This is a genomic window from Lelliottia sp. 489, assembly GCF_050435885.1.
Taxonomy (GTDB): domain Bacteria; phylum Pseudomonadota; class Gammaproteobacteria; order Enterobacterales; family Enterobacteriaceae; genus Enterobacter; species Enterobacter nimipressuralis.
This window is the reverse complement of record NZ_JBNDLC010000004.1, coordinates 17,534-43,806: the sequence shown is the minus strand read 5'-3', so window position 1 is coordinate 43,806 and position 26,273 is coordinate 17,534. Positions and strand designations below refer to the sequence as shown.

24 protein-coding genes are annotated in these 26,273 nt (G+C 53.6%); 18 read left to right on the top strand and 6 right to left on the bottom strand.

Annotation, left to right across the window (positions count from 1 at the left end):
* Positions 1 to 26 precede the first annotated feature (26 nt).
* Entirely contained in the window at positions 27 to 824 is a 798-nt protein-coding gene (gene btuF, locus ABIE11_RS13930; RefSeq protein WP_429184727.1) for a vitamin B12 ABC transporter substrate-binding protein BtuF, read from the bottom strand.
* A complete protein-coding gene (gene mtnN, locus ABIE11_RS13925) occupies positions 817 to 1,515 on the bottom strand; it encodes a 5'-methylthioadenosine/S-adenosylhomocysteine nucleosidase (protein ID WP_100777567.1) in 699 nt (232 codons plus the stop codon). Before mtnN ends, btuF begins: the two co-directional genes overlap by 8 nt.
* An 82-nt stretch (positions 1,516 to 1,597) precedes the next feature.
* Here mtnN and dgt point away from each other — a divergent pair, with 82 nt between their 5' ends.
* The 3 genes from dgt (at position 1,598) to cdaR (ending at position 6,003) form a co-directional block, all read left to right on the top strand.
* Entirely contained in the window at positions 1,598 to 3,112 is a 1,515-nt protein-coding gene (gene dgt / locus ABIE11_RS13920; RefSeq protein WP_429184726.1) for a dGTPase, read from the top strand.
* Between the two features lie 130 nt (positions 3,113 to 3,242).
* A complete protein-coding gene (degP, locus tag ABIE11_RS13915) occupies positions 3,243 to 4,691 on the top strand; it encodes a serine endoprotease DegP (RefSeq protein ID WP_100777565.1) in 1,449 nt (482 codons plus the stop codon).
* A 154-nt stretch (positions 4,692 to 4,845) separates the two neighbouring features.
* The gene (gene cdaR, locus ABIE11_RS13910) at positions 4,846 to 6,003 is read left to right on the top strand and encodes a DNA-binding transcriptional regulator CdaR (RefSeq protein WP_100777564.1); all 1,158 of its coding nucleotides are present in this window, start codon (positions 4,846 to 4,848) and stop codon (positions 6,001 to 6,003) included.
* 85 nt (positions 6,004 to 6,088) lie between these two features.
* Here the strand turns inward: cdaR and ABIE11_RS13905 are convergent, their stop codons facing one another.
* The 4 genes from ABIE11_RS13905 to map all read right to left on the bottom strand — a co-directional run bounded on the left by ABIE11_RS13905 (position 6,089) and on the right by map (position 10,983).
* Positions 6,089 to 6,478 carry a DUF3461 family protein gene (locus ABIE11_RS13905; RefSeq protein WP_100777563.1) on the bottom strand — a complete coding sequence of 130 codons (390 nt, stop codon included), beginning with the start codon at positions 6,476 to 6,478 and terminating at the stop codon, positions 6,089 to 6,091.
* 111 nt (positions 6,479 to 6,589) lie between these two features.
* Entirely contained in the window at positions 6,590 to 7,414 is an 825-nt protein-coding gene (dapD, locus tag ABIE11_RS13900; RefSeq protein ID WP_008501915.1) for a 2,3,4,5-tetrahydropyridine-2,6-dicarboxylate N-succinyltransferase, read from the bottom strand.
* 34 nt (positions 7,415 to 7,448) lie between these two features.
* Positions 7,449 to 10,124 carry a bifunctional uridylyltransferase/uridylyl-removing protein GlnD gene (gene glnD / locus ABIE11_RS13895; RefSeq protein WP_107702225.1) on the bottom strand — a complete coding sequence of 892 codons (2,676 nt, stop codon included), beginning with the start codon at positions 10,122 to 10,124 and terminating at the stop codon, positions 7,449 to 7,451.
* A 64-nt stretch (positions 10,125 to 10,188) separates the two neighbouring features.
* Entirely contained in the window at positions 10,189 to 10,983 is a 795-nt protein-coding gene (map, locus tag ABIE11_RS13890; RefSeq protein WP_429184725.1) for a type I methionyl aminopeptidase, read from the bottom strand.
* A gap of 322 nt (positions 10,984 to 11,305) precedes the next feature.
* Between map and rpsB the strand changes: the two genes are divergently transcribed.
* From rpsB to rnhB, 15 genes are all read left to right on the top strand, one after another.
* Complete coding sequence (gene rpsB / locus ABIE11_RS13885) at positions 11,306 to 12,031, top strand: 30S ribosomal protein S2 (RefSeq protein WP_100777560.1); 726 nt, start codon at positions 11,306 to 11,308, stop codon at positions 12,029 to 12,031.
* Between the two features lie 121 nt (positions 12,032 to 12,152).
* Positions 12,153 to 13,004 (top strand): translation elongation factor Ts, encoded by an 852-nt coding sequence (gene tsf, locus ABIE11_RS13880; RefSeq protein WP_100777559.1) that lies wholly within the window; start codon positions 12,153 to 12,155, stop codon positions 13,002 to 13,004.
* Between the two features lie 149 nt (positions 13,005 to 13,153).
* The gene (gene pyrH / locus ABIE11_RS13875) at positions 13,154 to 13,879 is read left to right on the top strand and encodes a UMP kinase (protein WP_100777558.1); all 726 of its coding nucleotides are present in this window, start codon (positions 13,154 to 13,156) and stop codon (positions 13,877 to 13,879) included.
* A 170-nt stretch (positions 13,880 to 14,049) separates the two neighbouring features.
* Positions 14,050 to 14,607 carry a ribosome recycling factor gene (gene frr / locus ABIE11_RS13870; RefSeq protein ID WP_095280841.1) on the top strand — a complete coding sequence of 186 codons (558 nt, stop codon included), beginning with the start codon at positions 14,050 to 14,052 and terminating at the stop codon, positions 14,605 to 14,607.
* A gap of 98 nt (positions 14,608 to 14,705) precedes the next feature.
* Positions 14,706 to 15,908, top strand: coding sequence for a 1-deoxy-D-xylulose-5-phosphate reductoisomerase (ispC, locus tag ABIE11_RS13865; RefSeq protein WP_429184724.1), 1,203 nt, complete (start codon positions 14,706 to 14,708; stop codon positions 15,906 to 15,908).
* A gap of 181 nt (positions 15,909 to 16,089) precedes the next feature.
* On the top strand, positions 16,090 to 16,848 hold the full coding sequence (gene ispU / locus ABIE11_RS13860; protein ID WP_100777556.1) for a (2E,6E)-farnesyl-diphosphate-specific ditrans,polycis-undecaprenyl-diphosphate synthase: 759 nt from the start codon (positions 16,090 to 16,092) through the stop codon (positions 16,846 to 16,848).
* 12 nt (positions 16,849 to 16,860) lie between these two features.
* On the top strand, positions 16,861 to 17,718 hold the full coding sequence (gene cdsA, locus ABIE11_RS13855) for a phosphatidate cytidylyltransferase (RefSeq protein ID WP_107702222.1): 858 nt from the start codon (positions 16,861 to 16,863) through the stop codon (positions 17,716 to 17,718).
* Positions 17,719 to 17,729: 11 nt separating this feature from the next.
* Positions 17,730 to 19,082: a sigma E protease regulator RseP gene (gene rseP / locus ABIE11_RS13850; RefSeq protein WP_102104631.1), complete on the top strand. Its 1,353-nt coding sequence runs from the start codon at positions 17,730 to 17,732 to the stop codon at positions 19,080 to 19,082.
* A gap of 31 nt (positions 19,083 to 19,113) precedes the next feature.
* Positions 19,114 to 21,531 carry an outer membrane protein assembly factor BamA gene (bamA, locus tag ABIE11_RS13845; protein WP_102104632.1) on the top strand — a complete coding sequence of 806 codons (2,418 nt, stop codon included), beginning with the start codon at positions 19,114 to 19,116 and terminating at the stop codon, positions 21,529 to 21,531.
* Between the two features lie 122 nt (positions 21,532 to 21,653).
* Positions 21,654 to 22,148: a molecular chaperone Skp gene (gene skp, locus ABIE11_RS13840; protein WP_100777552.1), complete on the top strand. Its 495-nt coding sequence runs from the start codon at positions 21,654 to 21,656 to the stop codon at positions 22,146 to 22,148.
* A gap of 3 nt (positions 22,149 to 22,151) precedes the next feature.
* Positions 22,152 to 23,177, top strand: coding sequence for a UDP-3-O-(3-hydroxymyristoyl)glucosamine N-acyltransferase (gene lpxD, locus ABIE11_RS13835; protein WP_100777551.1), 1,026 nt, complete (start codon positions 22,152 to 22,154; stop codon positions 23,175 to 23,177).
* Between the two features lie 104 nt (positions 23,178 to 23,281).
* A complete protein-coding gene (fabZ, locus tag ABIE11_RS13830) occupies positions 23,282 to 23,737 on the top strand; it encodes a 3-hydroxyacyl-ACP dehydratase FabZ (protein ID WP_007373234.1) in 456 nt (151 codons plus the stop codon).
* Positions 23,738 to 23,740: 3 nt separating this feature from the next.
* On the top strand, positions 23,741 to 24,529 hold the full coding sequence (gene lpxA / locus ABIE11_RS13825) for an acyl-ACP--UDP-N-acetylglucosamine O-acyltransferase (RefSeq protein WP_100777550.1): 789 nt from the start codon (positions 23,741 to 23,743) through the stop codon (positions 24,527 to 24,529).
* Positions 24,529 to 25,677 (top strand): lipid-A-disaccharide synthase, encoded by a 1,149-nt coding sequence (lpxB, locus tag ABIE11_RS13820; RefSeq protein ID WP_181827358.1) that lies wholly within the window; start codon positions 24,529 to 24,531, stop codon positions 25,675 to 25,677. Before lpxA ends, lpxB begins: the two co-directional genes overlap by 1 nt.
* Positions 25,674 to 26,270 (top strand): ribonuclease HII, encoded by a 597-nt coding sequence (rnhB, locus tag ABIE11_RS13815; RefSeq protein WP_102104634.1) that lies wholly within the window; start codon positions 25,674 to 25,676, stop codon positions 26,268 to 26,270. Before lpxB ends, rnhB begins: the two co-directional genes overlap by 4 nt.
* Positions 26,271 to 26,273: the final 3 nt, after the last annotated feature.

Sequence of the window (26,273 nt, the reverse complement as noted above, 5' to 3'; positions counted from 1 at the left end):
TCAATCCTCAGAGGATGAGGGCCTAATTAATGGCTCTGCGCCAGGGCAGAGCAGAGTTGTTTTGCGGCGAGGATAATACGCGGGCTTGCCCGTTCAAACCAGTCACTGTGTAGGGCAATAACGGGAATTTTTAGCTGGCTTTGCCAGAAATTTTCAATTTTCGGAATCTCACTCGCATTCCCTATCACCACAATGGCCTGTGGCTGACGCGCCAGTACCTGTTCGCGGCTGACCTGAGGCCAGGGAACGCGGCTTGCTGCGAAGATATTTTCACCGCCACACACTTCCAGAACCTGATTCTGTATCGACCCTTTTCCGGTTGTAAACAGCGGCTGGCTGCCAAACTGCAGGAAGACGCGCTTTTTCACCGGCGTGTCGTATTTTTTCTTCAGTGCAGCGTAGTCGTTCAGCATTTGCTGTGCGGCCTGCAGCGCTTTTTCAGGCGTCGGACTCCAGGGGGCTAAATCGCGTAACGCCTGCGCCACTTGCTCAATGCTGATGGCATCGACCCACAGCACTTTTATCCCCAGCGATGAGAGCTGATTGACCTGACGTTCGGCATTCCCGCCGCGCCAGGCAAGCACCAGGTCCGGCTTTAGCGCCACGATGCGCTCGAGATTCATCCCCTGCCAGGACGAGACCTCTTCGATCTTTTTCGCTTCCGGGGGATAGTCAGAAAAGCTGCTCACACCCACGGGGGTGATCCCGGCGGCAAAAGCCAGTTCCGTATTGGCGGGGGAGAGGGTGATAACACGCGGCGCGGCCACAAGCCACGCCGGTGTAAGTAAGAAGAGGGCGACCAGCGCCCTTACATACTTAGCCACGCGCCAGTTTCTGCACCAGGGTTTCGACCATGATGGTGGACTGTTTGGCGGCAACGGCCAGGAACTCGTCGAAGCTCAGGTGGGATTGCTGATCGGCCACGTCGGAGATGGCGCGAACCACCACAAACGGCACGCTGAAGTTGTGGCACACATGTGCAATAGCGGTCGCTTCCATCTCTACGGCAATCGCCTGAGGGAAGTTGTGGCGGATTTTCGCCAGACCGACCGAGCCGTTGATGAACGCATCACCGCTGACAATCAGACCGCGCACGGCGTTCAGGTTCAGCTCGGCGATGCAGCTTTCTGCGGCGGCAATCAGCTTATCGTCGGCTTTAAAGCCTGCCGGGCAGCCAGGCAGCTGGCCATATTCGTAACCGAATGCCGTGACATCGGCATCGTGATAGCGCGCCTCATCGGAGACCACGATATCGCCCACTTTCAGCGTAGGAGCCAGACCGCCCGCAGAACCGGTGTTGATGATTACGTCCGGTTTGCAGCGCTCAAGCAGCAGGGTCGCGCCCAGTGCTGCCGCCACTTTACCGATGCCTGATTTCAGCAGAGCGACGTCAGTTCCGTTCAGCTGGCCGGTGTAGATTTCACACCCACCCAGAGAGAGCGTCTGACAGTTCTCAATTTTGTCACGCAGCAGCGTAACTTCTTCTTCCATTGCACCAATAATGCCGATTTTCATAGATTTACTCGCGATGTGCCTTGTTAAGATGCATAGTCTATCATGCGCATCAGGGGAAACGCATTCTCAGGCGGGGGAGCTCATGGCACCAATCGATTTTCGCAACAAAATTAACTGGCATCGTCGTTTTCGTTCTCCGCAGGGAGAAAAGAGCGAGCACGAGATCCTGCGTATCTTCGAAAGCGATCGCGGGCGCATTGTGAACTCCCCGGCGATCCGCCGCCTGCAACAAAAAACCCAGGTGTTCCCGCTGGAGCGTAATGCCGCGGTTCGCACGCGCCTCACCCATTCCATGGAAGTACAGCAGGTCGGGCGTTACATCGCCAAAGAGATTTTAAGTCGCCTGAAAGAGCAGCGTTTGCTCGAAACCTACGGTCTGGATGAACTGACCGGACCGTTCGAGAGCATCGTTGAGATGGCCTGTCTGATGCATGACATTGGCAACCCGCCGTTTGGTCATTTTGGCGAGGCGGCGATAAACGACTGGTTCAAACAGAAACTGTTCCCCTCCGATGCGGCAAGCCAGCCGCTGAGCGATGACCGTTGTATCGTCAGGGCGCTTCGTCTGCGCGAAGGCGAAGAGACCTTAAACGATTTGCGTCGCAAGGTGCGGCAGGATCTTTGCCAGTTCGAAGGCAACGCGCAGGGGATTCGGCTGGTGCACTCCCTGATGCGCATGAACCTGACGTGGGCGCAGGTCGGCTGCATTCTGAAATACACTCGCCCGGCGTGGTGGATGGGTGAACCGCCCGCGACACACAGCTATTTAATGAAAAAGCCCGGCTATTATTTATCCGAAGAACGCTATATTGAAAGGCTGCGTAAAGAACTTTCGCTGACGCCGCATGGCCGCTTTCCATTGACCTGGATTATGGAAGCCGCAGACGATATCTCCTATTGCGTGGCCGATCTGGAAGACGCGGTTGAGAAAAGAATATTCAGCGTTGAAGAGCTTTACCAGCATCTTTACGAGGCTTGGGGCACGCATGAGAAAGGCTCTCTGTTTTCTCAAGTGGTCGAAAACGCGTGGGATAAATCGCGTTCTAATTCATTGAGTCGCAGCACCGAAGATCAGTTCTTTATGTATTTGCGCGTCAATACATTAAATAAACTGGTGCCCTACGCGGCATCACGTTTTATCGATAATTTGCCGGCGATTTTTAGCGGTGAGTTTAATCACGCGCTGCTGGAAGATGACAGCGGTTTCAGCCAACTGCTTGAGTTGTATAAGAACGTTGCGATGCGGCATGTATTCAGCCATCCCGACGTCGAACAGCTGGAATTGCAGGGTTACCGGGTGATCAGCGGCCTGCTGGAAATTTATCGACCGCTGTTGCAATTATCCGTCGACGATTTTACCGAGCTAGTGGAAAAAGATCGTATTAAGCGTCTGCCGATAGAAACGCGGATGCTGCATAAACTCTCGACACGCCATCGTCTTGCCTACGTCGAAGCGGTGAGTAAAATTGAACGCGATACCGTCCAGTGGCCGGTGCTGGAATATTATTATCGCTGCCGTCTTATTCAGGACTATATCAGCGGAATGACCGATTTGTATGCATGGGATGAATACCGTCGCCTAATGGCAGTGGAATAATGAATGAGTTTTGTAAAGACGAACAATAAATTTTTACTTTTTCCAAAAACTTAATCCCGGAACTTCGGGCTATAAAACGAATCTGATGTACACAGCAATTTTGCGTTATCTGTAAATCGAGATTGAGAACATGAAAAAAACCACATTAGCAATGAGTGCACTGGCTCTGAGTTTAGGTTTAGCGTTATCCCCTCTGACTGCTACCGCAGCCGAGACCGCCTCTTCGGCCGCCACGGCGCAGCAGATGCCAAGCCTTGCCCCGATGCTCGAAAAAGTGATGCCATCGGTGGTGAGTATTAACGTTGAGGGGAGCACAACCGTTAATACACCGCGCATGCCGCGCAACTTCCAGCAGTTCTTCGGTGACAACTCACCGTTCTGCCAGGACGGTTCCCCGTTCCAGAGTTCGCCATTCTGTCAGGGTGGCGGCGCGGGCGATGATGGCCCAGGTGCGGGTAACGGCGGCGGTCAGCAGCAGAAATTCATGGCGCTCGGCTCAGGTGTCATTATTGATGCCGCGAAAGGCTATGTCGTGACCAACAACCACGTGGTGGACAACGCCAGCACCATCAAAGTGCAGCTGAGCGATGGCCGTAAATTTGATGCCAAAGTGGTGGGTAAAGATCCCCGCTCTGACATCGCTCTGATCCAGATTCAGGATCCGAAAAACCTGACGGCGATTAAACTCGCTGACTCCGATGCTCTGCGCGTCGGTGATTACACCGTGGCAATCGGCAACCCGTTTGGTCTGGGTGAAACCGTAACCTCCGGTATCGTTTCTGCGCTGGGTCGTAGCGGCCTGAATGCGGAAAACTACGAAAACTTCATTCAGACCGATGCGGCGATTAACCGTGGTAACTCCGGCGGTGCGCTGGTGAACCTGAACGGTGAGCTGATCGGGATTAACACCGCGATCCTGGCACCGGACGGCGGCAACATCGGTATCGGCTTTGCGATCCCAAGCAACATGGTGAAAAACCTGACCAGTCAGATGGTTGAGTTTGGCCAGGTAAAACGCGGTGAGCTGGGTATTCTGGGTACAGAACTGAACTCCGAGCTGGCGAAAGCAATGAAAGTTGACGCTCAGCGCGGCGCATTCGTCAGCCAGGTCATGCCGAGCTCTTCTGCGGCGAAAGCCGGTATCAAGGCCGGTGATGTTATCACCACCCTGAACGGCAAGCCAATCAGCAGCTTCGCGGCGCTGCGTGCTGAAGTCGGCTCTATGCCGGTCGGCAGCAAAGTGAACCTGGGTCTGCTGCGCGATGGCAAACCGGTGAACGTGAGTCTGGAACTGCAGCAGAGCAGCCAAAATCAGGTCGACTCCAGCACTATCTTCAGCGGTATTGAAGGTGCGGATATGAGCAACAAAGGCGCGGATAAAGGTGTGGTGGTGAGCAATGTCAAAGCTAACACTCCGGCGGCGCGTATTGGCCTGAAAAAAGGCGATGTGATTATCGGCGCAAACCAGCAGCCGGTGAAAAACATCGCGGAACTGCGCAAAATTCTCGACAGCAAACCAACGGTGTTGGCGCTGAATATTCAGCGTGGTGACACTACGCTGTACCTGTTGATGCAGTAATCCCCTCAGCCCCTGCCTGCTATCAGGCAGGGGCTTTCTTCGTTTCTGTGACCCTTTCCACAAGTCCATACTTCTCCCCCTGACTTTGTGCATCCGCACAATGCGACACCCTTTGAACTCCCCTATGCTTGAGCTCAGCTCACAGGAGGGTTACATGGCTGGCTGGCATCTTGATACCAAAATGGCGCAGGAAATCGTGGCGCGAACCATGCGCATCATCGATACCAATATCAACGTAATGGATGCCCGTGGGCGAATTATCGGCAGCGGCGATCGCGAGCGCATTGGGGAATTGCACGAAGGCGCGCTTCTGGTGCTTTCCCAGGGGCGGGTGGTGGATATCGACGATGCGGTGGCGCGACACCTGCACGGCGTGCGTCAAGGGATAAACCTGCCGCTGCGCCTGGAAGGGGAGATCGTGGGCGTCATCGGCCTGACCGGCGAGCCAGAATCACTGAGAAAATACGGTGAACTGGTGTGCATGACCGCCGAGATGATGCTGGAGCAATCGCGACTGATGCACCTCCTGGCCCAGGACAGCCGTCTGCGCGAAGAGCTGGTGATGAACCTGATTCAGGCCGAAGAGCACACGCCGGCGCTCACGGAGTGGGCGCAGCGTCTGGGTATCGATCTCAATCAACCGCGCGTGGTGGCGGTGATTGAGGTAGACAGCGGTCAGCTTGGTGTGGATAGCGCAATGGCGGAGTTGCAGCAGTTGCAAAACGCGCTGGCGACACCGGAGCGGAATAACCTGGTAGCAATCGTGTCGCTGACGGAAATGGTGGTGCTGAAACCAGCGCTAAACCCGTTTGGCCGCTGGGATGCGGAAGACCATCGGCGTCGGGTTGAGCAACTTATCTCGCGCATGAAAGAGAACGGGCAGCTGCGTTTTCGCGTCGCGCTCGGCAACTATTTCACCGGGCCGGGCAGCATCGCGCGTTCATGGCGAACGGCGCGCACCACCATGATGGTGGGGAAGCAGCGGATGCCCGAAAGCCGGGGCTATTTCTATCAGGATTTAATGTTGCCGGTGCTGCTCGACAGTTTACGCGGCGGCTGGCAGGCCAATGAGCTGGCGCGACCGCTGGTGCGCCTGAAAGCGATGGATAATAACGGGCTACTGCGCCGTACGCTGCAGGCCTGGTTTCGTCATAACGTTCAGCCGCTGGCGACCTCGAAGGCGTTGTTTATTCACCGCAATACGCTGGAATACCGGTTGAACCGTATATCGGAACTGACCGGGCTGGATCTGGGGAATTTCGATGACAGGTTGTTGCTGTATGTGGCGTTGCAGCTGGATGAGCAGCGGTGATGTACGGCCTGACGCCTTAACTCCGCGCCTCTTATACAGAAGAGTGAGAAACAAAAAACGGCAACCGGGAGTTGCCGTTTTGCATTTATTTCCCGCGCGTTAACTTCTCAAGATCCGATTCAATTTCGCTGATCTTGTTGGTCACAACGCTTTCAAGATGACGCAGATCGTCAAGGATCTTACGTTTAAGATCGACTTCGGTGCGATCGCGCTGGCAGATCTGATCGAGTTCATCAATGACATAGCGGAGATTCGGGCTGATTTCCTGAACCTCTTTATACCCCTGGCCGACGCCATCAGCGACGACGGTTTTACGTTGACGCGGGTATTTGAACTTCACGCTCTTCGCGAAAAACTCTCCTTTGTCCTTGTGAAAATAGATTTTCAGAATATCGTTGTTCGCTTCCTGGCGGAGGCTGTAACGATCAATTTCATCAGGATTGGTAATGCCCAGACTTTTCAGATTATCGTACATAGCGGTACCCTTGAGCTCAACATAACCTATGAATAATTAACGAAAAAATCTATCTTTGCCACCATCAGATGTAAAAAAAGCGGGGTGGCCCCCGCTTTTTGTTATACCCGATTAATCGATGGTACGCAGCAGTTCGTTGATACCGACTTTGCCCCGCGTTTTCGCATCGACTTTTTTCACAATAACCGCACAGTACAGGCTGTATTTGCCATCTTTAGACGGCAGGTTACCGGAAACGACAACCGAACCGGCCGGAACGCGACCGTAATGCACTTCACCCGTTTCACGATCGTAAATGCGGGTGCTCTGGCCGATGTAGACGCCCATTGAGATCACTGAGCCTTCTTCTACGATCACGCCTTCAACCACTTCGGAGCGCGCGCCGATGAAGCAGTTGTCTTCAATGATGGTTGGGTTGGCCTGCAGTGGCTCAAGAACGCCACCGATGCCGACGCCACCGGACAGGTGAACGTTTTTACCGATCTGCGCGCAGGAACCGACGGTTGCCCAGGTATCCACCATGGTGCCTTCGTCAACGTAAGCACCGATGTTCACGTAGGACGGCATCAGTACGGTGTTGCGTGCGATAAACGCGCCCTGGCGAACGGCCGCAGGCGGAACCACGCGGAAACCTTCTTTCTGGAAACGCGCTTCGTCGTAATCAGCGAATTTCATCGGCACTTTATCGAAGTAGCGGCTTTCTGCTCCGTCGATAACCTGGTTATCGTTAATACGGAAAGAGAGCAGCACGGCTTTCTTCAGCCACTGATGAGTTACCCACTGGCCGTCAATTTTTTCCGCGACACGCAGCGCGCCGGAATCAAGCAGAGAAATCACCTGATTCACCGCTTCGCGGGTGACAGTATCCACATTTGCCGGGGTAATTTCGGCGCGACGCTCAAAGGCGGACTCAATAACGTTCTGTAACTGCTGCATTGTTTTTACTCTTTCCATTTCACTAAAAAACACGTCACCCTTTATCGTTTGGATTGAGGGCTGCTGTCAACCGTTGTTGTACCTCAAGTTGCAGCTCATTATTAAGGGCACGTCGGTCGGCGGTGGCGATTATGAATAAATCTTCTACTCGCTCGCCAATGGTTGTAATTCTGGCGCCATGCAGCGAAATTCCCAGATCCGCAAAAACCTGGCCAACGCGCGCCAGCAGGCCCGGCTGGTCAAGGGCGATCAGTTCGAGGAACGATTTCCGGTCCGTATGAGTTGGCAGGAAATTGACCTCCGTATCGACGGTAAAATGGCGCAATTTCGCCGGCTGGCGACGCGGCTGTGGCGGCTGCCAGCTGTGCTGGGTAATCGCCTGTTCCAGACCGAAGCGAATGCCTTCGTGCCTGTCGGATGAGAGCGGGCTGCCGTCCGGCTCCAGCACGATAAAGGTGTCCATCGCCATGCCGTCGCGGGTGGTGAAAATTTGCGCGTCGTGAACGCTCAGATTGCGCCGGTCGAGTTCTGCGCAGACGGCGGCAAACAGATAGGCCCGATCCGGGCTCCAGATAAAGATTTCGGTCCCGCCGCGCGTTGCCTGTGGGCTTAGCAGGATCAGCGGTTTTTTCAGATCATGCTTCAGCAGATGCCGCGCGTGCCAGGCGAGCTGATTTGGGCTGTGGCGGACAAAGTAGTTGGCCCGGCAGCGCGACCAGATCTGATGCAGCGCTTCTTCATCAATGTTGTCCATTCGCAGCAGCGCCAGCGCCTGAAGCTGGTGGTGACGCACGCGTTCACGCATATCCGGCGTATTTTGCATCCCGCGACGCAGCTGTTTTTCGGTCGCGAAATAGAGTTCGCGCAACAGGCTCTGCTTCCAGCTGTTCCACAGGGTTTCGTTGGTGGCGCAGATATCCGCGACCGTCAGGCAGACCAGAAAACGCAGGCGGTTTTCGGTTTGAACGATTTCGGCGAACTGCTTGATCACTTCCGGGTCCTGAATATCGCGGCGCTGGGCGGTGACGGACATCAGCAGATGATGGCGTACCAGCCAGGCGACCAGCTGGGTTTCGCGCGAATTCAGGCCGTGTAGTTCAGCAAATTTCAGCACGTCCTGGGCACCGAGCACCGAGTGGTCGCCGCCGCGCCCTTTGGCGATATCGTGGAACAGGGCAGCAATCAGAATCAGTTCCGGGTGGCTGAGGCGCGGCCAAAGCTCAACGCACAGCGGGTGCTTCGACCGTGTCTCTTCTTTAGCGAAACTTTCCAGTTTCAGCATCACGCGAATGGTGTGTTCGTCCACCGTGTAGGCGTGGAACAGGTCAAACTGCATCTGGCCGACAATGTGCGACCACTGAGGCATGTAGGCCCAGAGCACGCTATGGCGGTGCATCGGCAGCAGACCACGGCTGACAGCACCGGGGTGGCGTAACATGCTCAGAAAGAGCGAACGCGCTTCCGGGATATAGCACAGAGGCTGCGTCAAATGGCGGCGCGCATGGCGCAGATGACGCAACGTGGTGGAGTAGATCCCGGTGATCGTGCTGTTGCGCACCATGGTGTAGAACATCCGCAGGATCGCTTCCGGCTCGCGAATAAACAACGTTTCATCGCGCAGGTCGATGAGGGTGCCGCGCAGCTGGAATTCGTCATCAATTGGACGCGGTTTTTCATCGGTGGTCAGCGCCAGGATGGCTTCATCAAAAAGCTGTAACAGCATCTGGTTAAGCTCAGAGACGCGGCGGGTGACGCGGAAGAAATCCTTCATCATCTGTTCAACCGGCTCGTTGCCTTCGCCGCTGTAGTTCAGGCGCTGGGCGACGCTGAGCTGGCGGTCGAACAAGAGGCGGTTATCGTAGCGGGTCACTTCCAGATGCAGGGCAAAACGGATGCGCCACAGCAGATGCAGGCATTCGTTGAGCTCGTTGCGTTCGGCTTCGGTTAAAAAGCCAAAACCGACCATCTCATCCATAGACGTCGCGCCAAAATGGCGACGGGCGACCCATTGTAAAGTGTGTATGTCGCGCAGGCCGCCGGGGCTGCTTTTGATGTCCGGCTCGAGGTTATAGCTGGTGCCGTGATAGCGCTGGTGGCGTACGTTTTGCTCTTCTACTTTTGCGGCGAAGAAGCGCTCCGACGGCCAGAAACCGTCGCTGAAGATATGTTTTTGCAGCTCAAGGAACAGGGCGACGTCGCCGATCAGCAGGCGCGTTTCAATCAGGTTGGTGGCGACCGTGAGATCCGATAACCCTTCCAGCAGGCACTCTTCGAGCGTGCGGACGCTGTGACCAACTTCCAGCTTCACGTCCCACAGGAGCGTCAGGAGCTCGCCAATTTTTTGCGCCTGTTCGTCGGGCAGCTTTTTGCGGCTCAGCACCAGCAGGTCGATATCGGAAAGCGGGTGCAGTTCACCGCGCCCGTAGCCGCCCACGGCGACCAGCGCGACGTCGCTTATCTGACCAAAACCGTACTCGATCCACAGGCGTTGCAGCAGCTGATCGATAAATTCGGTGCGCGCTTCGATGAGCTCTTCCGCCGAAATACCCTCGTCAAAGGCTTTACCCAGCCAGCGCTGAAAAACGTCGATATGCGCTTTTATATCCGCCACCGTGAGCTCGCGCTGTGGCCAGACTCCTGGGTTGTCCGGTTGGTCGGGCAGGGTGGGGAGTGCCGTGTTCGGATACTGTTCGGGTAAAAGGTTACTCATCTCGTGCGCCACCCATAAGTAAAAGCTATAGCCATTAAAAAAGCCGGCATTTGCCGGCTTCTTATCATTCGTTGTGCGAGAGTATCGCCGGGATGGTGTCATCCTTTCGCAACGTCATAATTTCGCAGCCGTTGTCTGTTACCACAATAGTATGCTCGTACTGCGCAGACAAGCTTCTGTCTTTGGTTTTTACCGTCCAGCCATCTTTCATGGTACGGATACGGTAGTCGCCGGAGTTCACCATCGGTTCGATAGTGAAGGTCATGCCTTTTTGCAGCACCACACCGCCGTCATCCGCATTGTAATGCAGAACCTGCGGCTCTTCGTGGAACACGCGGCCAATGCCGTGACCGCAGTATTCGCGCACGACGGAGAAACCTTCCGCTTCCACGAATTTCTGGATCGCGGCACCAATGGTACGCAGGCGGATGCCCGGCTTAACCATTTTCAGCGCCAGGTAGAGGCTCTCCTGGGTGATGCGGCACAGGCGCTCGCCGAGGATGGTCGGTTTGCCGACGATAAACATTTTGGAGGTGTCGCCGTGATACTCGTCTTTGATGACGGTCACGTCGATGTTAACGATGTCGCCATCTTTCAGCAGCTTCTCGTCATCCGGAATACCGTGACACACCACTTCATTAATAGAGATGCAGACGGATTTCGGGAAACCGTGATAGCCGAGGCAGGCGGAGACCGCGTGCTGCTCGTTGACGATATAGTCGTTACAGATGCGATCCAGCTCGCCGGTGCTGACGCCCGGTTTGATGTACGGTTCGATCATTTCCAGCACTTCAGCAGCCAGACGACCGGCGACGCGCATTTTTTCAATTTCTTCAGGGGTCTTAATAGAGATAGCCATGTAATCTGTCCATCGGTGTCGATTTTTTCGACAATACTAGTCTAAGTGTTGTCAATGGTACCAGTCTGGAGCGTCGCCTGCCAAATTGAGAATCATTAACAGCACACACCGCCAACAATTATTGGTTTATGGTGGCGTTTTGTGGTATAAAGCGCGCCGGACTTCCGATCCATTTGTAATACACAAGATGGACCAGAGGCGACAACTCTCACATTGTGTAAATAACACACACGTATCGGCACATATTCCGGGGTGCCCTTCGGGGTCGGTAATATGGGATACGTGGAGGCATAACCCCAACTTTTAAATAGAGGTTTTAAACATGGCAACTGTTTCCATGCGCGACATGCTCAAGGCTGGTGTTCACTTCGGTCACCAGACCCGTTACTGGAACCCGAAAATGAAGCCTTTCATCTTCGGCGCGCGTAACAAAGTTCACATCATCAACCTTGAGAAAACTGTACCAATGTTCAACGAAGCCCTGGCTGAGCTGAACAAGATCTCTTCCCGTAAAGGTAAGATTCTGTTCGTTGGTACTAAGCGCGCTGCAAGCGAAGCTGTGAAAGAAGCTGCAAACAGCTGCGATCAGTTCTTCGTGAACCATCGCTGGTTGGGCGGCATGCTGACCAACTGGAAAACTGTTCGTCAGTCCATCAAGCGCCTGAAAGATCTGGAAACCCAGTCTCAGGACGGTACTTTCGATAAGCTGACCAAAAAAGAAGCGCTGATGCGTACTCGTGAGCTGGACAAGCTGGAAAACAGCCTGGGCGGCATCAAAGATATGGGCGGTCTGCCAGACGCTCTGTTCGTTATCGACGCTGATCACGAGCACATCGCAATCAAAGAAGCTAACAACCTGGGTATCCCGGTATTCTCTATCGTTGATACCAACTCCGATCCGGACGGCGTTGACTTCGTTATCCCGGGTAACGACGATGCAATCCGTGCTGTTAGCCTGTACCTGAGCGCTGTTGCTGCTACCGTTCGTGAAGGCCGTTCCCAGGATCTGGCTTCCCAGGCGGAAGAAAGCTTCGTAGAAGCTGAATAATAAGGTTCTGTCCCTTATTTAGTACCGTGTATAAATAGGGGCCTCTATCTGGCCCCTTTTTCACTTTTAAGCCTGTCTGGTTTCTTAAACCGGGCAGGACATCTCTCCCGAGGATTAAAGAATGGCTGAAATTACCGCATCCCTGGTAAAAGAGCTGCGCGAGCGTACTGGCGCAGGCATGATGGATTGCAAAAAAGCGCTGACTGAAGCGAACGGCGACATCGAGCTGGCAATCGAAAACATGCGTAAATCCGGCGCAATCAAAGCGGCGAAAAAAGCAGGTAACGTTGCAGCTGACGGCGTGATCATCACTAAGATCGACGGCACCTACGGCATCATTCTGGAAGTTAACTGCCAGACTGACTTCGTCGCTAAAGACGGCGGTTTCCAGGCTTTCGCAAACAAAGTACTGGACGCAGCGGTTGCTGGCAAAATCACTGACGTTGACGTTCTGAAAGCACAGTTCGAAGAAGAACGTGTTGCTCTGGTTGCTAAAATCGGTGAGAACATCAACATCCGTCGTGTTGCTGCACTGGAAGGCGACGTTCTGGGTTCATACCAGCACGGCGCACGTATCGGTGTTCTGGTTGCGGCTAAAGGCGCTGACGAAGAGCTGGTTAAACAGCTGGCTATGCACATCGCTGCAAGCAAGCCAGAATTCGTGAAACCAGAAGACGTGTCTGCTGAAGTAGTAGAAAAAGAGTACCAGGTTCAGCTGGACATCGCCATGCAGTCTGGCAAGCCTAAAGAAATCGCAGAGAAAATGGTTGAAGGCCGCATGAAGAAATTCACCGGCGAAGTTTCTCTGACTGGCCAGCCTTTCGTTATGGATCCAAGCAAATCTGTTGCTCAGCTGCTGAAAGAGCACAACGCTGACGTAACTGGCTTCATCCGCTTCGAAGTGGGCGAAGGCATCGAGAAAGTTGAAACTGACTTCGCAGCAGAAGTTGCTGCAATGTCCAAGCAGTCTTAATGATTGCGAAGGAGCCGCCTGAGGGCGGCTTCTTTTTGCCCCTCATGTGTAAATCAGACAGAGCCCTCTGGTTTCTGTACTGATAAGCGGCATACTATGTCGCCAGAATTAACCCCCATCTTAATCGTTGACAGTCTCAGGAAAGAAACATGGCTACCAATGCAAAACCCGTGTACAAACGCATTCTGCTTAAGCTGAGTGGCGAAGCACTGCAGGGAACGGAAGGCTTCGGTATTGACGCAAGCATTCTTGACCGCATGGCACAGGAAATCAAAGAACTGGTTGAACTGGGTATCCAGGTTGGCGTAGTTATTGGCGGTGGCAACCTCTTCCGTGGCGCTGGTCTGGCGAAAGCGGGTATGAACCGCGTTGTGGGCGACCACATGGGTATGCTGGCAACCGTGATGAATGGCCTGGCGATGCGTGATGCGCTTCACCGTGCCTATGTGAACGCCCGCCTGATGTCCGCTATTCCGTTGAATGGCGTATGTGATAACTACAGCTGGGCAGAGGCGATCAGCCTGCTGCGCAATAATCGCGTCGTGATCCTCTCCGCCGGTACCGGTAACCCGTTCTTTACGACCGACTCCGCAGCGTGCCTGCGCGGGATCGAGATCGAAGCAGACGTGGTGCTGAAAGCCACCAAAGTCGACGGCGTGTTTACTGCCGATCCAGCAACCGATCCGACTGCGACCATGTATGATCAGTTGAGCTACAACGAAGTGCTGGATAAAGAGCTGAAAGTGATGGATCTTGCCGCCTTCACGCTGGCTCGTGACCACAAATTACCGATTCGTGTTTTCAACATGAATAAGCCTGGTGCACTGCGTCGCGTAGTGATGGGTGAAAAAGAAGGCACTTTGATCACGGAATAATTTCCGTTGACGACAAATACAGGTAAGATTCCGCATTACTTTTGTAGTGGGTTTGTTACCTGGACGCGCCTTTGGCGTTGTCATGAATTAAACGCGACTATACTTAGCACACCTATAGCGGCTGTGCTGGCGGATAGTCTGCCTGAGACTAGTGTTCAAGGATTCGTAACGTGATTAACGACATCAGAAAAGATGCTGAAACACGCATGGAAAAATGCGTAGAAGCGTTCAAAAACCAAATCAGCAAAGTGCGTACTGGTCGTGCTTCCCCAAGCCTGCTGGATGGCATTGTAGTGGAATACTACGGTACCCCAACTCCGCTGCGTCAGCTGGCGAGCGTAACGGTTGAAGACACCCGTACCCTGAAAATCAACGTTTTCGATCGTTCATTGGGCCCGGCTGTTGAAAAAGCCATCATGGCTTCCGATCTGGGTCTGAACCCAAGCTCTGCGGGCACTGATATCCGCGTTCCGCTGCCTCCACTGACAGAAGAACGCCGTAAAGAGCTGATCAAAGTCGTGCGTGGCGAAGCTGAAGGCGCTCGCGTTGCCGTGCGCAACGTGCGTCGTGATGCGAACGATAAAGTGAAAGCGCTGCTGAAAGAGAAAGAAATCAGCGAAGATGACGATCGTCGTTCTCAGGACGACGTGCAGAAAATGACTGACGCTGCGATCAAGAAAGTTGACGCGGCGCTGGCAGATAAAGAAGCGGAACTGATGCAGTTCTGATTTCTGACGTCATCTGATAAAACGCCGTTCAGAAAGTCCTGTGACTTTGCTGGCGGCGTTTTGCTTTTATATGGTCTAACTTTTCTTCCGGGCATCTCATGAAGCATTTAACTCTTCTCGGCTCGACCGGCTCTATCGGTTGCAGCACTCTCGACGTTGTTCGTCACAACCCTGACCAGTACACGGTAATCGCCCTCGTGGCCGGTAAGAACGTGCAGCGCATGGTTGAACAGTGTCTGGAGTTTACTCCCCGCTATGCGGTGATGGATGACGAGGAAAGTGCTCGCCAGGTCAAAACGTTACTGGCAGAGAATGGCAGCCGCACCGCGGTTTTAAGTGGTCAGCAGGCCGCATGCGAAATGGCTGCGCTAAGTGACGTGGACCAGGTCATGGCGGCCATCGTGGGGGCAGCGGGTTTACTGCCAACGCTTGCTGCTATCGATGCCGGTAAGACGGTACTGCTGGCAAATAAAGAGTCGCTGGTGACCTGCGGCCGCCTGTTTATGGAAGCCGTGAAAGCGCGAGGTGCGCGACTTTTACCGGTAGATAGCGAACATAACGCGATTTTTCAGAGTTTACCGCAACCTTTTCAGGAAAACCTGGGGTACGCTTCACTTGAGCAGAATGGCGTGGTGTCAATTTTGCTTACCGGGTCTGGTGGCCCATTCCGTGAAACGCCGCTGTCTGAACTGGCCGCAATGACGCCCGATCAGGCCTGTCGGCATCCGAACTGGTCGATGGGACGTAAAATCTCCGTCGATTCCGCCACTATGATGAACAAAGGTCTGGAATACATTGAAGCTCGCTGGTTGTTTAATGCATCGGCGAAACAGATGGAAGTGCTGATCCACCCGCAGTCGGTGATTCACTCGATGGTGCGCTATCAGGACGGTAGCGTGCTGGCGCAACTGGGCGAACCGGACATGCGCACGCCTATCGCCCATTCGATGGCGTGGCCGAACCGTGTAGTCTCAGGGGTAAAACCGCTCGACTTTTGCAAAATCAGCTCACTGACTTTCAGCGAGCCTGACTACGATCGCTACCCTTGTCTGAAACTGGCGATGAACGCCTTCGATCAGGGACAAGCGGCGACTACCGCGCTCAATGCCGCCAATGAAGTGACCGTTGAGGCATTTCTGAATCAGCACATCCGCTTTACGGATATCGCGGCACTCAATCTTTCGGTGCTTGAGGCGATGGATTTGCGTGAACCGCAGAGCGTGGAAGAGGTGCTGGCAGTCGATGCGCAAGCGCGCGTCGTTGCACGCGAACAAGTGACGCATCTCGCAAGCGGGCGATAATCCACCCACGAGTCGTCGTGCTATTTGTTAGCGTTGGGCTTCGGTGATATAGTCTGCGCCACCTGATCGCTGGTATTTGACGTAGAGTGGTCAGGTAAGCCGTGGTTTACACGGCTTTTTTGTGGAAAGGCTTCAGTATTCCTGAGTACCGTTAAATCCTTTCAGGGACTAAAAACGCGTTATGTTGTCTGCGAATCAACCAATAAGCGAAAACTTGCCAGCTCATGGCTGTCGCCATGTAGCAATCATCATGGATGGCAATGGCCGCTGGGCGAAAAGACAAGGGAAGATACGAGCCTTTGGGCATAAAGCTGGGGCGAAATCTGTTCGCCGCGCCGTATCTTTTGCCGCCAATAACGGCATTGATGCGTTAACGCTCTATGCTTTCAGCAGTGAAAACTGGAATCGACCGCCGCAGGAAGTGACTGCGTTGATGGAATTGTTTGTGTGGGCGCTCGACAGCGAAGTAAAAAGCCTGCACCGCCACAACGTCCGCTTGCGCATTATCGGTGATACCAGTCGTTTCAACTCACGTCTGCAGGAACGCATTCGTAAAGCGGAAGCGGTGACCGAAAACAATACCGGTCTGACGCTCAATATCGCGGCGAATTACGGCGGACGTTGGGACATTATCCAGGGTGTTCGGCATCTGGCTGAGCAAGTTCAGGAAGGGCTGTTAAGACCCGACCAAATTGATGAAGAGGCGCTGGGTCAGCAAATCTGCATGAACGAACTGGCACCTGTGGATTTGGTTATTAGGACAGGGGGAGAACATCGAATCAGTAACTTTTTGCTTTGGCAAATTGCCTATGCCGAACTTTACTTTACGGATGTTCTTTGGCCCGATTTTGATGAACAAGACTTTGAAGGTGCGCTGAATGCCTTTGCCAATCGTGAGCGTCGCTTCGGCGGCACTGAGCCAGGCGCCGAAAAAGTCTGATGGGGGTAGCTTTTGCTGAAGTATCGCCTGATTTCCGCTTTTGTATTAATACCCATCGTTATCGCGGCGCTGTTTTTACTGCCGCCGGTGGGATTTGCCATTGTCACGCTGGTGGTGTGTATGCTCGCCGCGTGGGAATGGGGGCAGCTTAGCGGCTTTACTTCGCGCACTCAGCGGGTATGGCTGGCTGTACTCTGTGGCCTGTTACTGGCGCTGATGCTGTTGTTGTTGCCTGAGTACCATCACAATATCCATCAGCCATTGATTGAGGGTTCCCTGTGGGCCTCGCTGGGCTGGTGGGTTGTCGCATTGCTGCTGGTGCTTTTTTATCCCGGCTCTGCAACATTCTGGCGCAACTCTAAAACGCTGCGCCTGATTTTCGGCCTGCTCACAATTGTTCCTTTTTTCTGGGGTATGCTTGTGCTGCGTGTCTGGCACTACGACGACAACCACTACAGCGGCTCACTGTGGCTGCTCTATGTGATGATTCTCGTCTGGGGTGCTGACTCCGGGGCCTATATGTTTGGTAAACTCTTTGGCAAACATAAACTGGCGCCGAAAGTGTCGCCTGGCAAAACCTGGCAGGGATTCATCGGCGGTCTGTTTACGGCGGCGATTATCTCCTGGGGATATGGCGTGTGGGCGAATCTTGACGTCGCACCGACCACGCTGCTGATTTGTTCTATTTTTGCCGCGCTGGCGTCCGTTCTTGGGGATTTAACCGAGAGCATGTTCAAGCGTGAAGCAGGTATCAAAGACAGCGGTCACCTTATCCCAGGACATGGTGGAATACTGGATCGCATCGATAGCCTGACGGCTGCGGTACCGGTCTTCGCATGCCTGTTGTTGCTGGTATTTGGCACGATTTAACGGAAGGTTTTATGCTGAGCATCCTATGGAATCTGGCGGCGTTCATTGTTGCACTTGGTGTACTCATCACTGTGCACGAATTTGGCCATTTCTGGGTTGCGCGGCGTTGCGGTGTGCGGGTCGAGCGTTTTTCGATTGGCTTCGGTAAAGCGCTTTGGCGTCGCACAGATCGCCATGGTACTGAGTTTGTTATTGCGCTGATCCCGCTCGGCGGCTACGTAAAAATGCTGGATGAGCGCGTAGAGCCTGTTGCGCCTGAGATGCGACACTACGCCTTCAACAACAAAACCGTCGGCCAGCGCGCCGCCATCATTGCTGCCGGTCCGGTAGCGAACTTCATCTTCGCCATTTTCGCCTATTGGCTGGTGTTTATCATCGGTGTCCCTGGTGTTCGTCCGGTTGTTGGTGAAATAACCGCCAACTCCATCGCCGCGACGGCGCAAATTGCACCAGGCATGGAACTTAAAGCGATCGATGGTATCGAAACCCCTGATTGGGAAGCTGTCAGGCTGCAATTGGTTTCTAAAATCGGCGATGATCAGACCACCATCACTGTTTCACCCTTTGGTGCCAGTCAGCGGCAGGATAAAGTCCTCGACTTGCGTCACTGGGCTTTTGAGCCAGATAAAGAAGATCCGGTTGCGGCATTGGGCATTCGCCCACGCGGTGCGCAGATCGAACCGGTGTTAGCTGAAGTGCAGGCTGATTCGGCGGCGAGTAAAGCAGGTTTGCAAGCGGGCGACAGGATCGTTAAAGTCGATGGTCAACCGTTAACACAATGGATGACGTTTGTTATTCTGGTGCGCGATAATCCTGGCACACCGCTGGCAGTTGAGATCGAACGACAGGGGAGTCCGCTCTCCTTGACGCTAATCCCGGACACCAAGCCGGGTGGTGGTAAGGCAGAAGGATTTGCGGGCGTAGTGCCCAAAGTGATTCCGCTGCCAGATGAGTACAAGACAATACGCCAGTATGGGCCGTTCAGCGCCATCCTTGAAGCCACGGATAAAACATGGCAACTGATGAAGCTGACGGTCAACATGTTGGGGAAATTGATTACCGGTGACGTAAAACTGAACAACCTCAGTGGGCCGATTTCTATCGCTCAAGGGGCTGGGATGTCAGCGGAATTCGGGGTGATTTACTATCTCATGTTTCTCGCGCTCATTAGCGTGAACCTCGGGATAATCAACCTGTTCCCGCTTCCCGTATTAGACGGGGGGCATCTGCTGTTTTTAGCGATCGAAAAGCTAAAAGGTGGACCGGTATCCGAGCGAGTTCAAGACTTTAGTTATCGCATTGGCTCGATACTGCTAGTGCTGTTAATGGGGCTTGCGCTTTTCAATGATTTCTCTCGGTTGTAAGAGAGATAGTTAGGAAGAATGCATAATAACGATGGCGATGAAAAAGTTGCTCATAGCGTCGCTGCTGTTTAGCAGCGCAACCGTATACGGTGCTGAAGGTTTCGTAGTGAAGGATATTCATTTCGAAGGTCTTCAGCGTGTCGCCGTCGGTGCGGCCCTCCTCAGTATGCCAGTTCGCCAGGGCGACACGGTTAATGATGAAGATATCAGTAATACCATTCGTGCACTGTTTGCCACTGGCAACTTTGAGGACGTTCGCGTCCTGCGCGATGGTGATACGCTGCTGGTTCAGGTGAAAGAACGCCCGACGATTGCCAGTATCACTTTCTCCGGTAACAAATCGGTGAAAGACGATATGCTCAAGCAAAACCTTGAAGCATCTGGTGTTCGTGTGGGTGAATCTTTGGACCGCACAACCCTGTCCGACATCGAAAAAGGACTGGAAGATTTCTACTACAGCGTCGGTAAGTACAGCGCGAGCGTCAAAGCCGTTGTCACCCCGTTGCCGCGTAACCGCGTCGATCTGAAACTCGTCTTCCAGGAAGGCGTTTCAGCGAAGATCCAGCAGATCAACATCGTGGGCAACCACGCGTTCAGTACGGACGAGCTGATCTCTACCTTCCAGCTGCGCGATGAAGTGCCGTGGTGGAACGTAGTCGGCGATCGTAAATACCAGAAACAGAAGCTGGCGGGCGATCTCGAAACCCTGCGTAGCTACTATCTGGACCGCGGTTATGCCCGTTTCAACATTGACTCTACTCAGGTCAGTCTGACTCCGGACAAGAAAGGTATCTACATTACGGTTAACATCACTGAAGGCGATCAGTACAAGCTTTCCGGTGTTGAAGTAAGCGGAAACCTGGCGGGTCATTCCGCTGAGATCGAGAGTCTGACCAAGCTTGCACCGGGTGAACTTTATAGCGGCGCGAAAGTGACCAAAATGGAAGACGGCATTAAAAAGCTGCTCGGCCGTTATGGTTATGCCTACCCGCGCGTACAGACTCAGCCAGAAATCAACGACACGGATAAAACCGTTAAGCTCCACGTTAACGTGGATGCGGGTAACCGTTTCTATGTGCGTAAAATTCGCTTTGAAGGTAACGATACCTCCAAAGATTCCGTACTGCGTCGCGAAATGCGCCAGATGGAAGGCGCATGGTTGGGCAGCGACCTCGTTGACCAGGGTAAAGAGCGTCTGAACCGTCTGGGTTACTTCGAAACGGTCGATACCGATACACAGCGTGTATCAGGCAGCCCGGATCAGGTAGACGTGGTTTACAAGGTGAAAGAGCGTAACACCGGTAGCTTCAACTTCGGCGTGGGTTACGGCACCGAAAGTGGCGTGAGCTTCCAGGTCGGCGTTCAGCAGGATAACTGGTTAGGTACGGGCTATTCCGTTGGTATCAACGGTACCAAGAACGACTACCAGACCTATTCCGAGTTCTCTGTCACTAACCCATACTTCACCGTTGACGGTGTGAGCCTGGGCGGTCGTATTTTCTATAACGACTTTAAAGCAGACGATGCGGACCTGTCCTCGTACACCAACAAAAGTTACGGTGTTGATGGCACGCTTGGCTTCCCGATTAACGAATACAACACCCTGCGTGCTGGTTTAGGTTACGTGCATAACGACCTGTCCAATATGCAACCGCAGGTGGCAATGTGGCGTTATCTGGACTCTATCGGTCAGTCGGCGAGCACCTCCAGCGACAACAACGGTTTCGCTGCAGATGACTTCACCTTCAACTACGGTTGGACGTATAACCGCCTTGACCGTGGTTTCTTCCCGACAGCGGGTTCTCGCGTCAACCTGAACGGTAAAGTGACCGTTCCAGGTTCTGATAACGAGTTCTACAAAGTTACGCTGGACACGGCGTCTTACTTCCCAATTGATGAGGATCACAAGTGGGTTGTGCTGGGTCGTACACGTTGGGGTTACGGTGATGGCTTAGGTGGCAAAGAGTTGCCATTCTATGAGAACTTCTATGCCGGTGGTTCCAGCACAGTACGTGGTTTCCAGTCCAATAACATTGGTCCGAAAGCGGTGTACTACGGCGGCAACGACTCTGATAACTGTGATAAGAAGTCTTCGTCAGAAGTCTGTAGCTCTGATGACGCGGTGGGCGGTAACGCCATGGGCGTCGCCAGCCTGGAGATCATTACGCCTACGCCGTTCATCAGCGATAAGTATGCGAACTCTGTGCGTACCTCGTTCTTCTGGGATGCGGGTACCGTGTGGGATACCAACTGGGATAACACCGCTCAGATGAAAGCAGAAGGTGTGCCGGATTACAGCGATCCGAGCAACATTCGCATGTCTGCAGGTATCGCATTACAATGGATGTCACCGTTGGGGCCGTTGGTCTTCTCCTACGCCCAGCCGTTTAAGAAATACGATGGAGACAAAGCGGAACAGTTCCAGTTTAACATTGGTAAAACCTGGTAATTATCCGTTGCAATGGAATGCGTTGGCAGTGTAGCGCTGACAACCGGCGATCGCATAGACGATCGCCTTGCCACGCAAAGAACGGTACCTTTGGGTACCAATGGGATGGTAAGGAGTTTATTGTGAAAAAGTGGTTATTAGCTGCAGGTCTGGGTTTGGCAATGGTGACTTCTGCTCAGGCAGCGGACAAAATTGCAATCGTCAACATGGGTAATCTTTTCCAGCAGGTAGCCCAGAAAACGGGTGTTTCTGCGACTCTGGAAAACGAATTCAAAGGCCGTGCTGGTGAACTGCAAGGTATGGAAAACGATCTTCAGTCCAAAATGCAGCGTCTGCAGCGTGATGGTTCTACCATGAAAGCGAGCGACCGTAGCAAGCTGGAAAAAGACGTAATGGCTCAGCGTCAGACTTTCTCTCAGAAAGCACAGGCTTTCGAGCAGGATCGTCAGCGTCGTTCTAACGAAGAGCGTGGCAAACTGGTAACTCGTATTCAGTCTGCTGTGAAAGCTGTTGCAGCGGATCAGAACATCGATCTGGTTGTTGATGCGAATGCCGTTGCTTTCAACAGTAGCGATGTGAAAGACATCACTGCTGATGTACTGAAACAGGTTAAATAAGTAATGCCTTCAATTCGACTGGCTGATCTCGCTCAGCAGTTGGATGCAGAATTACACGGTGATGGCGATATCGTCATCACCGCTGTTGCGTCCATGCAATCTGCTAAAGCAGGCACAATAACGTTCATGGTAAGCCCGAAGTACCGTGAGCACCTGGCTCAATGCCAGGCGTCTGCTGTCGTTCTGACGCAGGACGACCTTCCGTTTGCCACGACAAGCGCACTGGTAGTAAAAAATCCCTACCTGACTTACGCGCGTATGGCTCAAATTCTTGATACCACGCCACAGCCGGCGCAGAACATTGCTGCCAGTGCAGTCATTGATCCGACGGCGAAGCTGGGTAATAACGTTGCAATTGGCCCGAATGCCGTTATCGAATCCGATGTTGTTCTCGGTGATAACGTGGTGATTGGCGCGGGTTGTTTCGTGGGTAAACAGACTAAAATTGGTGCAGGCTCCCGTTTGTGGGCCAATGTGACCGTCTATCATGAGATCGAAATCGGCGAAAATTGCCTGATCCAGTCCAGTACCGTGATCGGTTCGGACGGGTTTGGTTATGCCAACGATCGGGGTAACTGGATTAAGATCCCTCAGCTCGGCCGGGTAATTATCGGCGATCGCGTTGAGATCGGCGCATGCACAACGATTGACCGCGGTGCCCTCGACGACACCATCATTGGTAATGGTGTTATCATTGATAACCAATGTCAGATTGCGCATAACGTTGTGATTGGCGACAATACAGCTGTTGCAGGTGGCGTGATCATGGCAGGCAGTCTGAAAATTGGCCGTTACTGCATGATCGGTGGTGCCAGCGTGATCAACGGGCATATGGAAATATGCGACAAGGTCACGGTGACAGGCATGGGTATGGTGATGCGTCCTATCACTGAGCCTGGTGTCTACTCCTCCGGCATTCCGCTGCAACCGAACAAAGTGTGGCGTAAAACCGCAGCTCTGGTGATGAACATTGATGATATGAGCAAGCGTCTCAAAGCGATTGAGCGCAAAATCGATCAACAAGACTAAACGTTCATCCCTATAACGCTAAATTTCCCGGCCTGTCGGCTTTCTTATAAACCGGCAGGCCGTGTTATTATTGCTATTCAGTAAATTTTGACAGGAAGAGTATTTTGACTACCGACACTCATACTCTGCATATTGAAGAGATTTTAGAGCTTCTGCCGCACCGCTACCCGTTTTTGCTGGTAGATCGTGTGCTGGATTTTGAAGAAGGTCGTTTTCTGCGCGCAGTGAAAAATGTCTCTGTGAATGAGCCATTCTTCCAGGGACATTTCCCTGGTAAACCTATCTTCCCGGGTGTGTTGATCCTGGAAGCGATGGCACAGGCTACCGGTATTCTGGCGTTTAAAAGCGTCGGTAAACTGGAGCCAGGTGAACTGTATTACTTCGCGGGTATTGATGAAGCGCGCTTTAAGCGCCCAGTCGTGCCTGGTGATCAGATGATCATGGAAGTGACTTTTGAAAAAACGCGCCGTGGCCTGACGCGCTTCAAAGGCGTTGCGCTGGTTGACGGCAAAGTTGTTTGCGAAGCGACCATGATGTGTGCGCGTAGCCGGGAGGCCTGATACGTGATTGATAAATCCGCCTTTATTCATCCAACCGCCATTGTGGAAGAGGGCGCCGTAATTGGTGCTAACGCCCACATTGGTCCTTTTTGTATTGTCGGACCCCATGTCGTTATTGGCGAGGGTACCGTACTGAAATCTCACGTGGTGGTGAATGGTCATACGACCATTGGCCGCGATAATGAGATCTATCAGTTTGCCTCCATTGGCGAAGTGAACCAGGATCTGAAATATGCTGGCGAACCGACCCGTGTGGAAATCGGCGATCGCAACCGCATTCGCGAAAGCGTCACCATTCATCGTGGCACAGTACAGGGTGGTGGATTGACGAAGGTGGGCAGCGACAACCTCTTTATGGTCAACGCGCATATCGCGCACGACTGTACTGTGGGCAGCCGCTGTATCCTCGCCAACAACGCAACGCTGGCAGGACACGTATCGGTTGACGATTTCGCAATCATTGGCGGCATGACCGCAGTCCATCAATTCTGCATCATTGGTGCACACGTGATGGTCGGCGGTTGCTCCGGTGTGGCGCAGGATGTCCCACCGTATGTGATTGCGCAGGGCAACCATGCGACGCCGTTTGGCGTCAACATTGAAGGTCTCAAGCGTCGTGGCTTTAGCCGCGAAGCGATTACCGCGATCCGCAACGCGTATAAACTGTTGTACCGTAGCGGCAAAACGCTGGAAGAGGCCAAGCCAGAAGTTGCAGAGCTGGCAGAACAGCATCCTGAAGTGAAAGCGTTCACCGAGTTCTTTGAACGCTCAACTCGTGGTCTGATCCGTTAATGGTCGACACTCGTCCATTAACGATAGCCCTGGTCGCCGGAGAAACCTCCGGCGATATTCTTGGTGCAGGTCTTATCCGCGCACTCAAGGCTCGCGTACCTAATGCCCGCTTTGTCGGCGTGGCAGGCCCGCTGATGCAGGCCGAAGGCTGTGAAGCCTGGTATGAAATGGAAGAGCTGGCGGTGATGGGCATTGTTGAAGTGCTAGGCCGTTTGCGCCGCCTGCTGCACATCCGTGCCGATCTCACCCGTCGTTTTACCGATCTCAAACCCGATGTGTTCGTCGGGATCGATGCCCCTGATTTCAATATTACCCTCGAAGGGAACCTGAAAAAGCAGGGTATCAAAACGATCCATTACGTCAGTCCGTCCGTCTGGGCGTGGCGACAGAAACGTGTTTTCAAAATAGGCAGATCGACCGATCTGGTGCTTGCTTTTCTGCCTTTCGAAAAAGCGTTTTACGATAGATTCAATGTTCCTTGCCGCTTTATCGGCCATACCATGGCAGACGCCATGCCGCTGGATCCGGATAAAAATGCGGCGCGCGATATTCTTGGCATTCCGCACGACGCCCACTGTCTGGCCCTGTTGCCAGGGAGCCGCGGTGCTGAAGTGGAAATGCTCAGCGCCGATTTCCTGAAAACGGCGCAAATCCTTCGCCAGACTTACCCCGATCTTGAAGTCGTTGTGCCGCTGGTAAACGCCAAACGCCGCGAGCAGTTCGAGCGTATTAAAGCCGAAGTGGCCCCTGATCTTCACATCCACCTTCTGGATGGCAAAGGCCGCGAGGCGATGTTCGCCAGCGACGCTGCGCTGTTGGCCTCGGGAACTGCGGCGCTGGAATGCATGCTCGCGAAATGTCCGATGGTAGTGGGTTATCGCATGAAGCCGTTCACCTTCTGGCTGGCGAAACGTCTGGTGAAAACGGATTATGTCTCATTACCAAACCTGCTTGCCGGGCGCGAGCTGGTGAAAGAGTTACTGCAGGATGAGTGTCAGCCTCAGGCATTAGCTGATGCGCTGCTGCCCTTGCTGGCAGACGGCAAAACCAGCCACCAGATGCATGACACTTTCCGGGAGTTGCATCAGCAGATCCGCTGTAATGCCGATGAGCAGGCGGCTGATGCGGTGCTGGAGTTAGCAAAATGATGGAATTTGTTTATCCTCACACGCACCTGGTTGCGGGTGTGGACGAAGTTGGACGCGGTCCGCTGGTGGGTGCGGTAGTGACCGCTGCCGTGATCCTCGATCCGGCTCGCCCGATTGTCGGGCTGAACGACTCAAAAAAGCTGTCTGAAAAACGCCGCCTGGCGCTGTTCGATGAGATCAAAGAAAAAGCGCTGGCGTGGAGCTTAGGCCGCGCCGAGCCAGAAGAGATCGACACGCTGAACATTTTGCATGCCACGATGCTGGCGATGCAGCGTGCCGTTGCCGGGCTGAATATTGTCCCTGAATATGTGCTGATCGACGGAAACCGCTGTCCTGCGCTGCCTATGCCGTCGATGGCGGTGGTGAAGGGCGATAGCCGTGTGGCTGAAATCAGCGCAGCGTCTATTATTGCCAAAGTCACGCGCGATGCCGAAATGGCCGCGCTGGACCTCACCTTTCCCCAGTATGGCTTTGCCCAGCACAAGGGGTATCCAACCGCTTTCCATCTGGAAAGACTGGCTGAACACGGCGCAACTGAACATCATCGGCGCAGTTTTGGTCCGGTGAAACGCGCACTGGGACTGGTGTCCTGAATC

Coding starts and splice junctions, on each gene's coding strand:
- lpxB (WP_181827358.1), top strand. CDS start 24,529: ATGGTCGACACTCGTCCATTAACGATAGCCCTGGTCGCCGGAGAAACC.
- rnhB (WP_102104634.1), top strand. CDS start 25,674: ATGATGGAATTTGTTTATCCTCACACGCACCTGGTTGCGGGTGTGGAC.
- ispC (WP_429184724.1), top strand. CDS start 14,706: ATGAAGCATTTAACTCTTCTCGGCTCGACCGGCTCTATCGGTTGCAGC.
- mtnN (WP_100777567.1), bottom strand. CDS start 1,515: ATGAAAATCGGCATTATTGGTGCAATGGAAGAAGAAGTTACGCTGCTG.
- lpxD (WP_100777551.1), top strand. CDS start 22,152: ATGCCTTCAATTCGACTGGCTGATCTCGCTCAGCAGTTGGATGCAGAA.
- cdaR (WP_100777564.1), top strand. CDS start 4,846: ATGGCTGGCTGGCATCTTGATACCAAAATGGCGCAGGAAATCGTGGCG.
- glnD (WP_107702225.1), bottom strand. CDS start 10,124: ATGAGTAACCTTTTACCCGAACAGTATCCGAACACGGCACTCCCCACC.
- tsf (WP_100777559.1), top strand. CDS start 12,153: ATGGCTGAAATTACCGCATCCCTGGTAAAAGAGCTGCGCGAGCGTACT.
- ispU (WP_100777556.1), top strand. CDS start 16,090: ATGTTGTCTGCGAATCAACCAATAAGCGAAAACTTGCCAGCTCATGGC.
- bamA (WP_102104632.1), top strand. CDS start 19,114: ATGGCGATGAAAAAGTTGCTCATAGCGTCGCTGCTGTTTAGCAGCGCA.
- rseP (WP_102104631.1), top strand. CDS start 17,730: ATGCTGAGCATCCTATGGAATCTGGCGGCGTTCATTGTTGCACTTGGT.
- dapD (WP_008501915.1), bottom strand. CDS start 7,414: ATGCAGCAGTTACAGAACGTTATTGAGTCCGCCTTTGAGCGTCGCGCC.
- ABIE11_RS13905 (WP_100777563.1), bottom strand. CDS start 6,478: ATGTACGATAATCTGAAAAGTCTGGGCATTACCAATCCTGATGAAATT.
- rpsB (WP_100777560.1), top strand. CDS start 11,306: ATGGCAACTGTTTCCATGCGCGACATGCTCAAGGCTGGTGTTCACTTC.
- degP (WP_100777565.1), top strand. CDS start 3,243: ATGAAAAAAACCACATTAGCAATGAGTGCACTGGCTCTGAGTTTAGGT.
- pyrH (WP_100777558.1), top strand. CDS start 13,154: ATGGCTACCAATGCAAAACCCGTGTACAAACGCATTCTGCTTAAGCTG.
- map (WP_429184725.1), bottom strand. CDS start 10,983: ATGGCTATCTCTATTAAGACCCCTGAAGAAATTGAAAAAATGCGCGTC.
- dgt (WP_429184726.1), top strand. CDS start 1,598: ATGGCACCAATCGATTTTCGCAACAAAATTAACTGGCATCGTCGTTTT.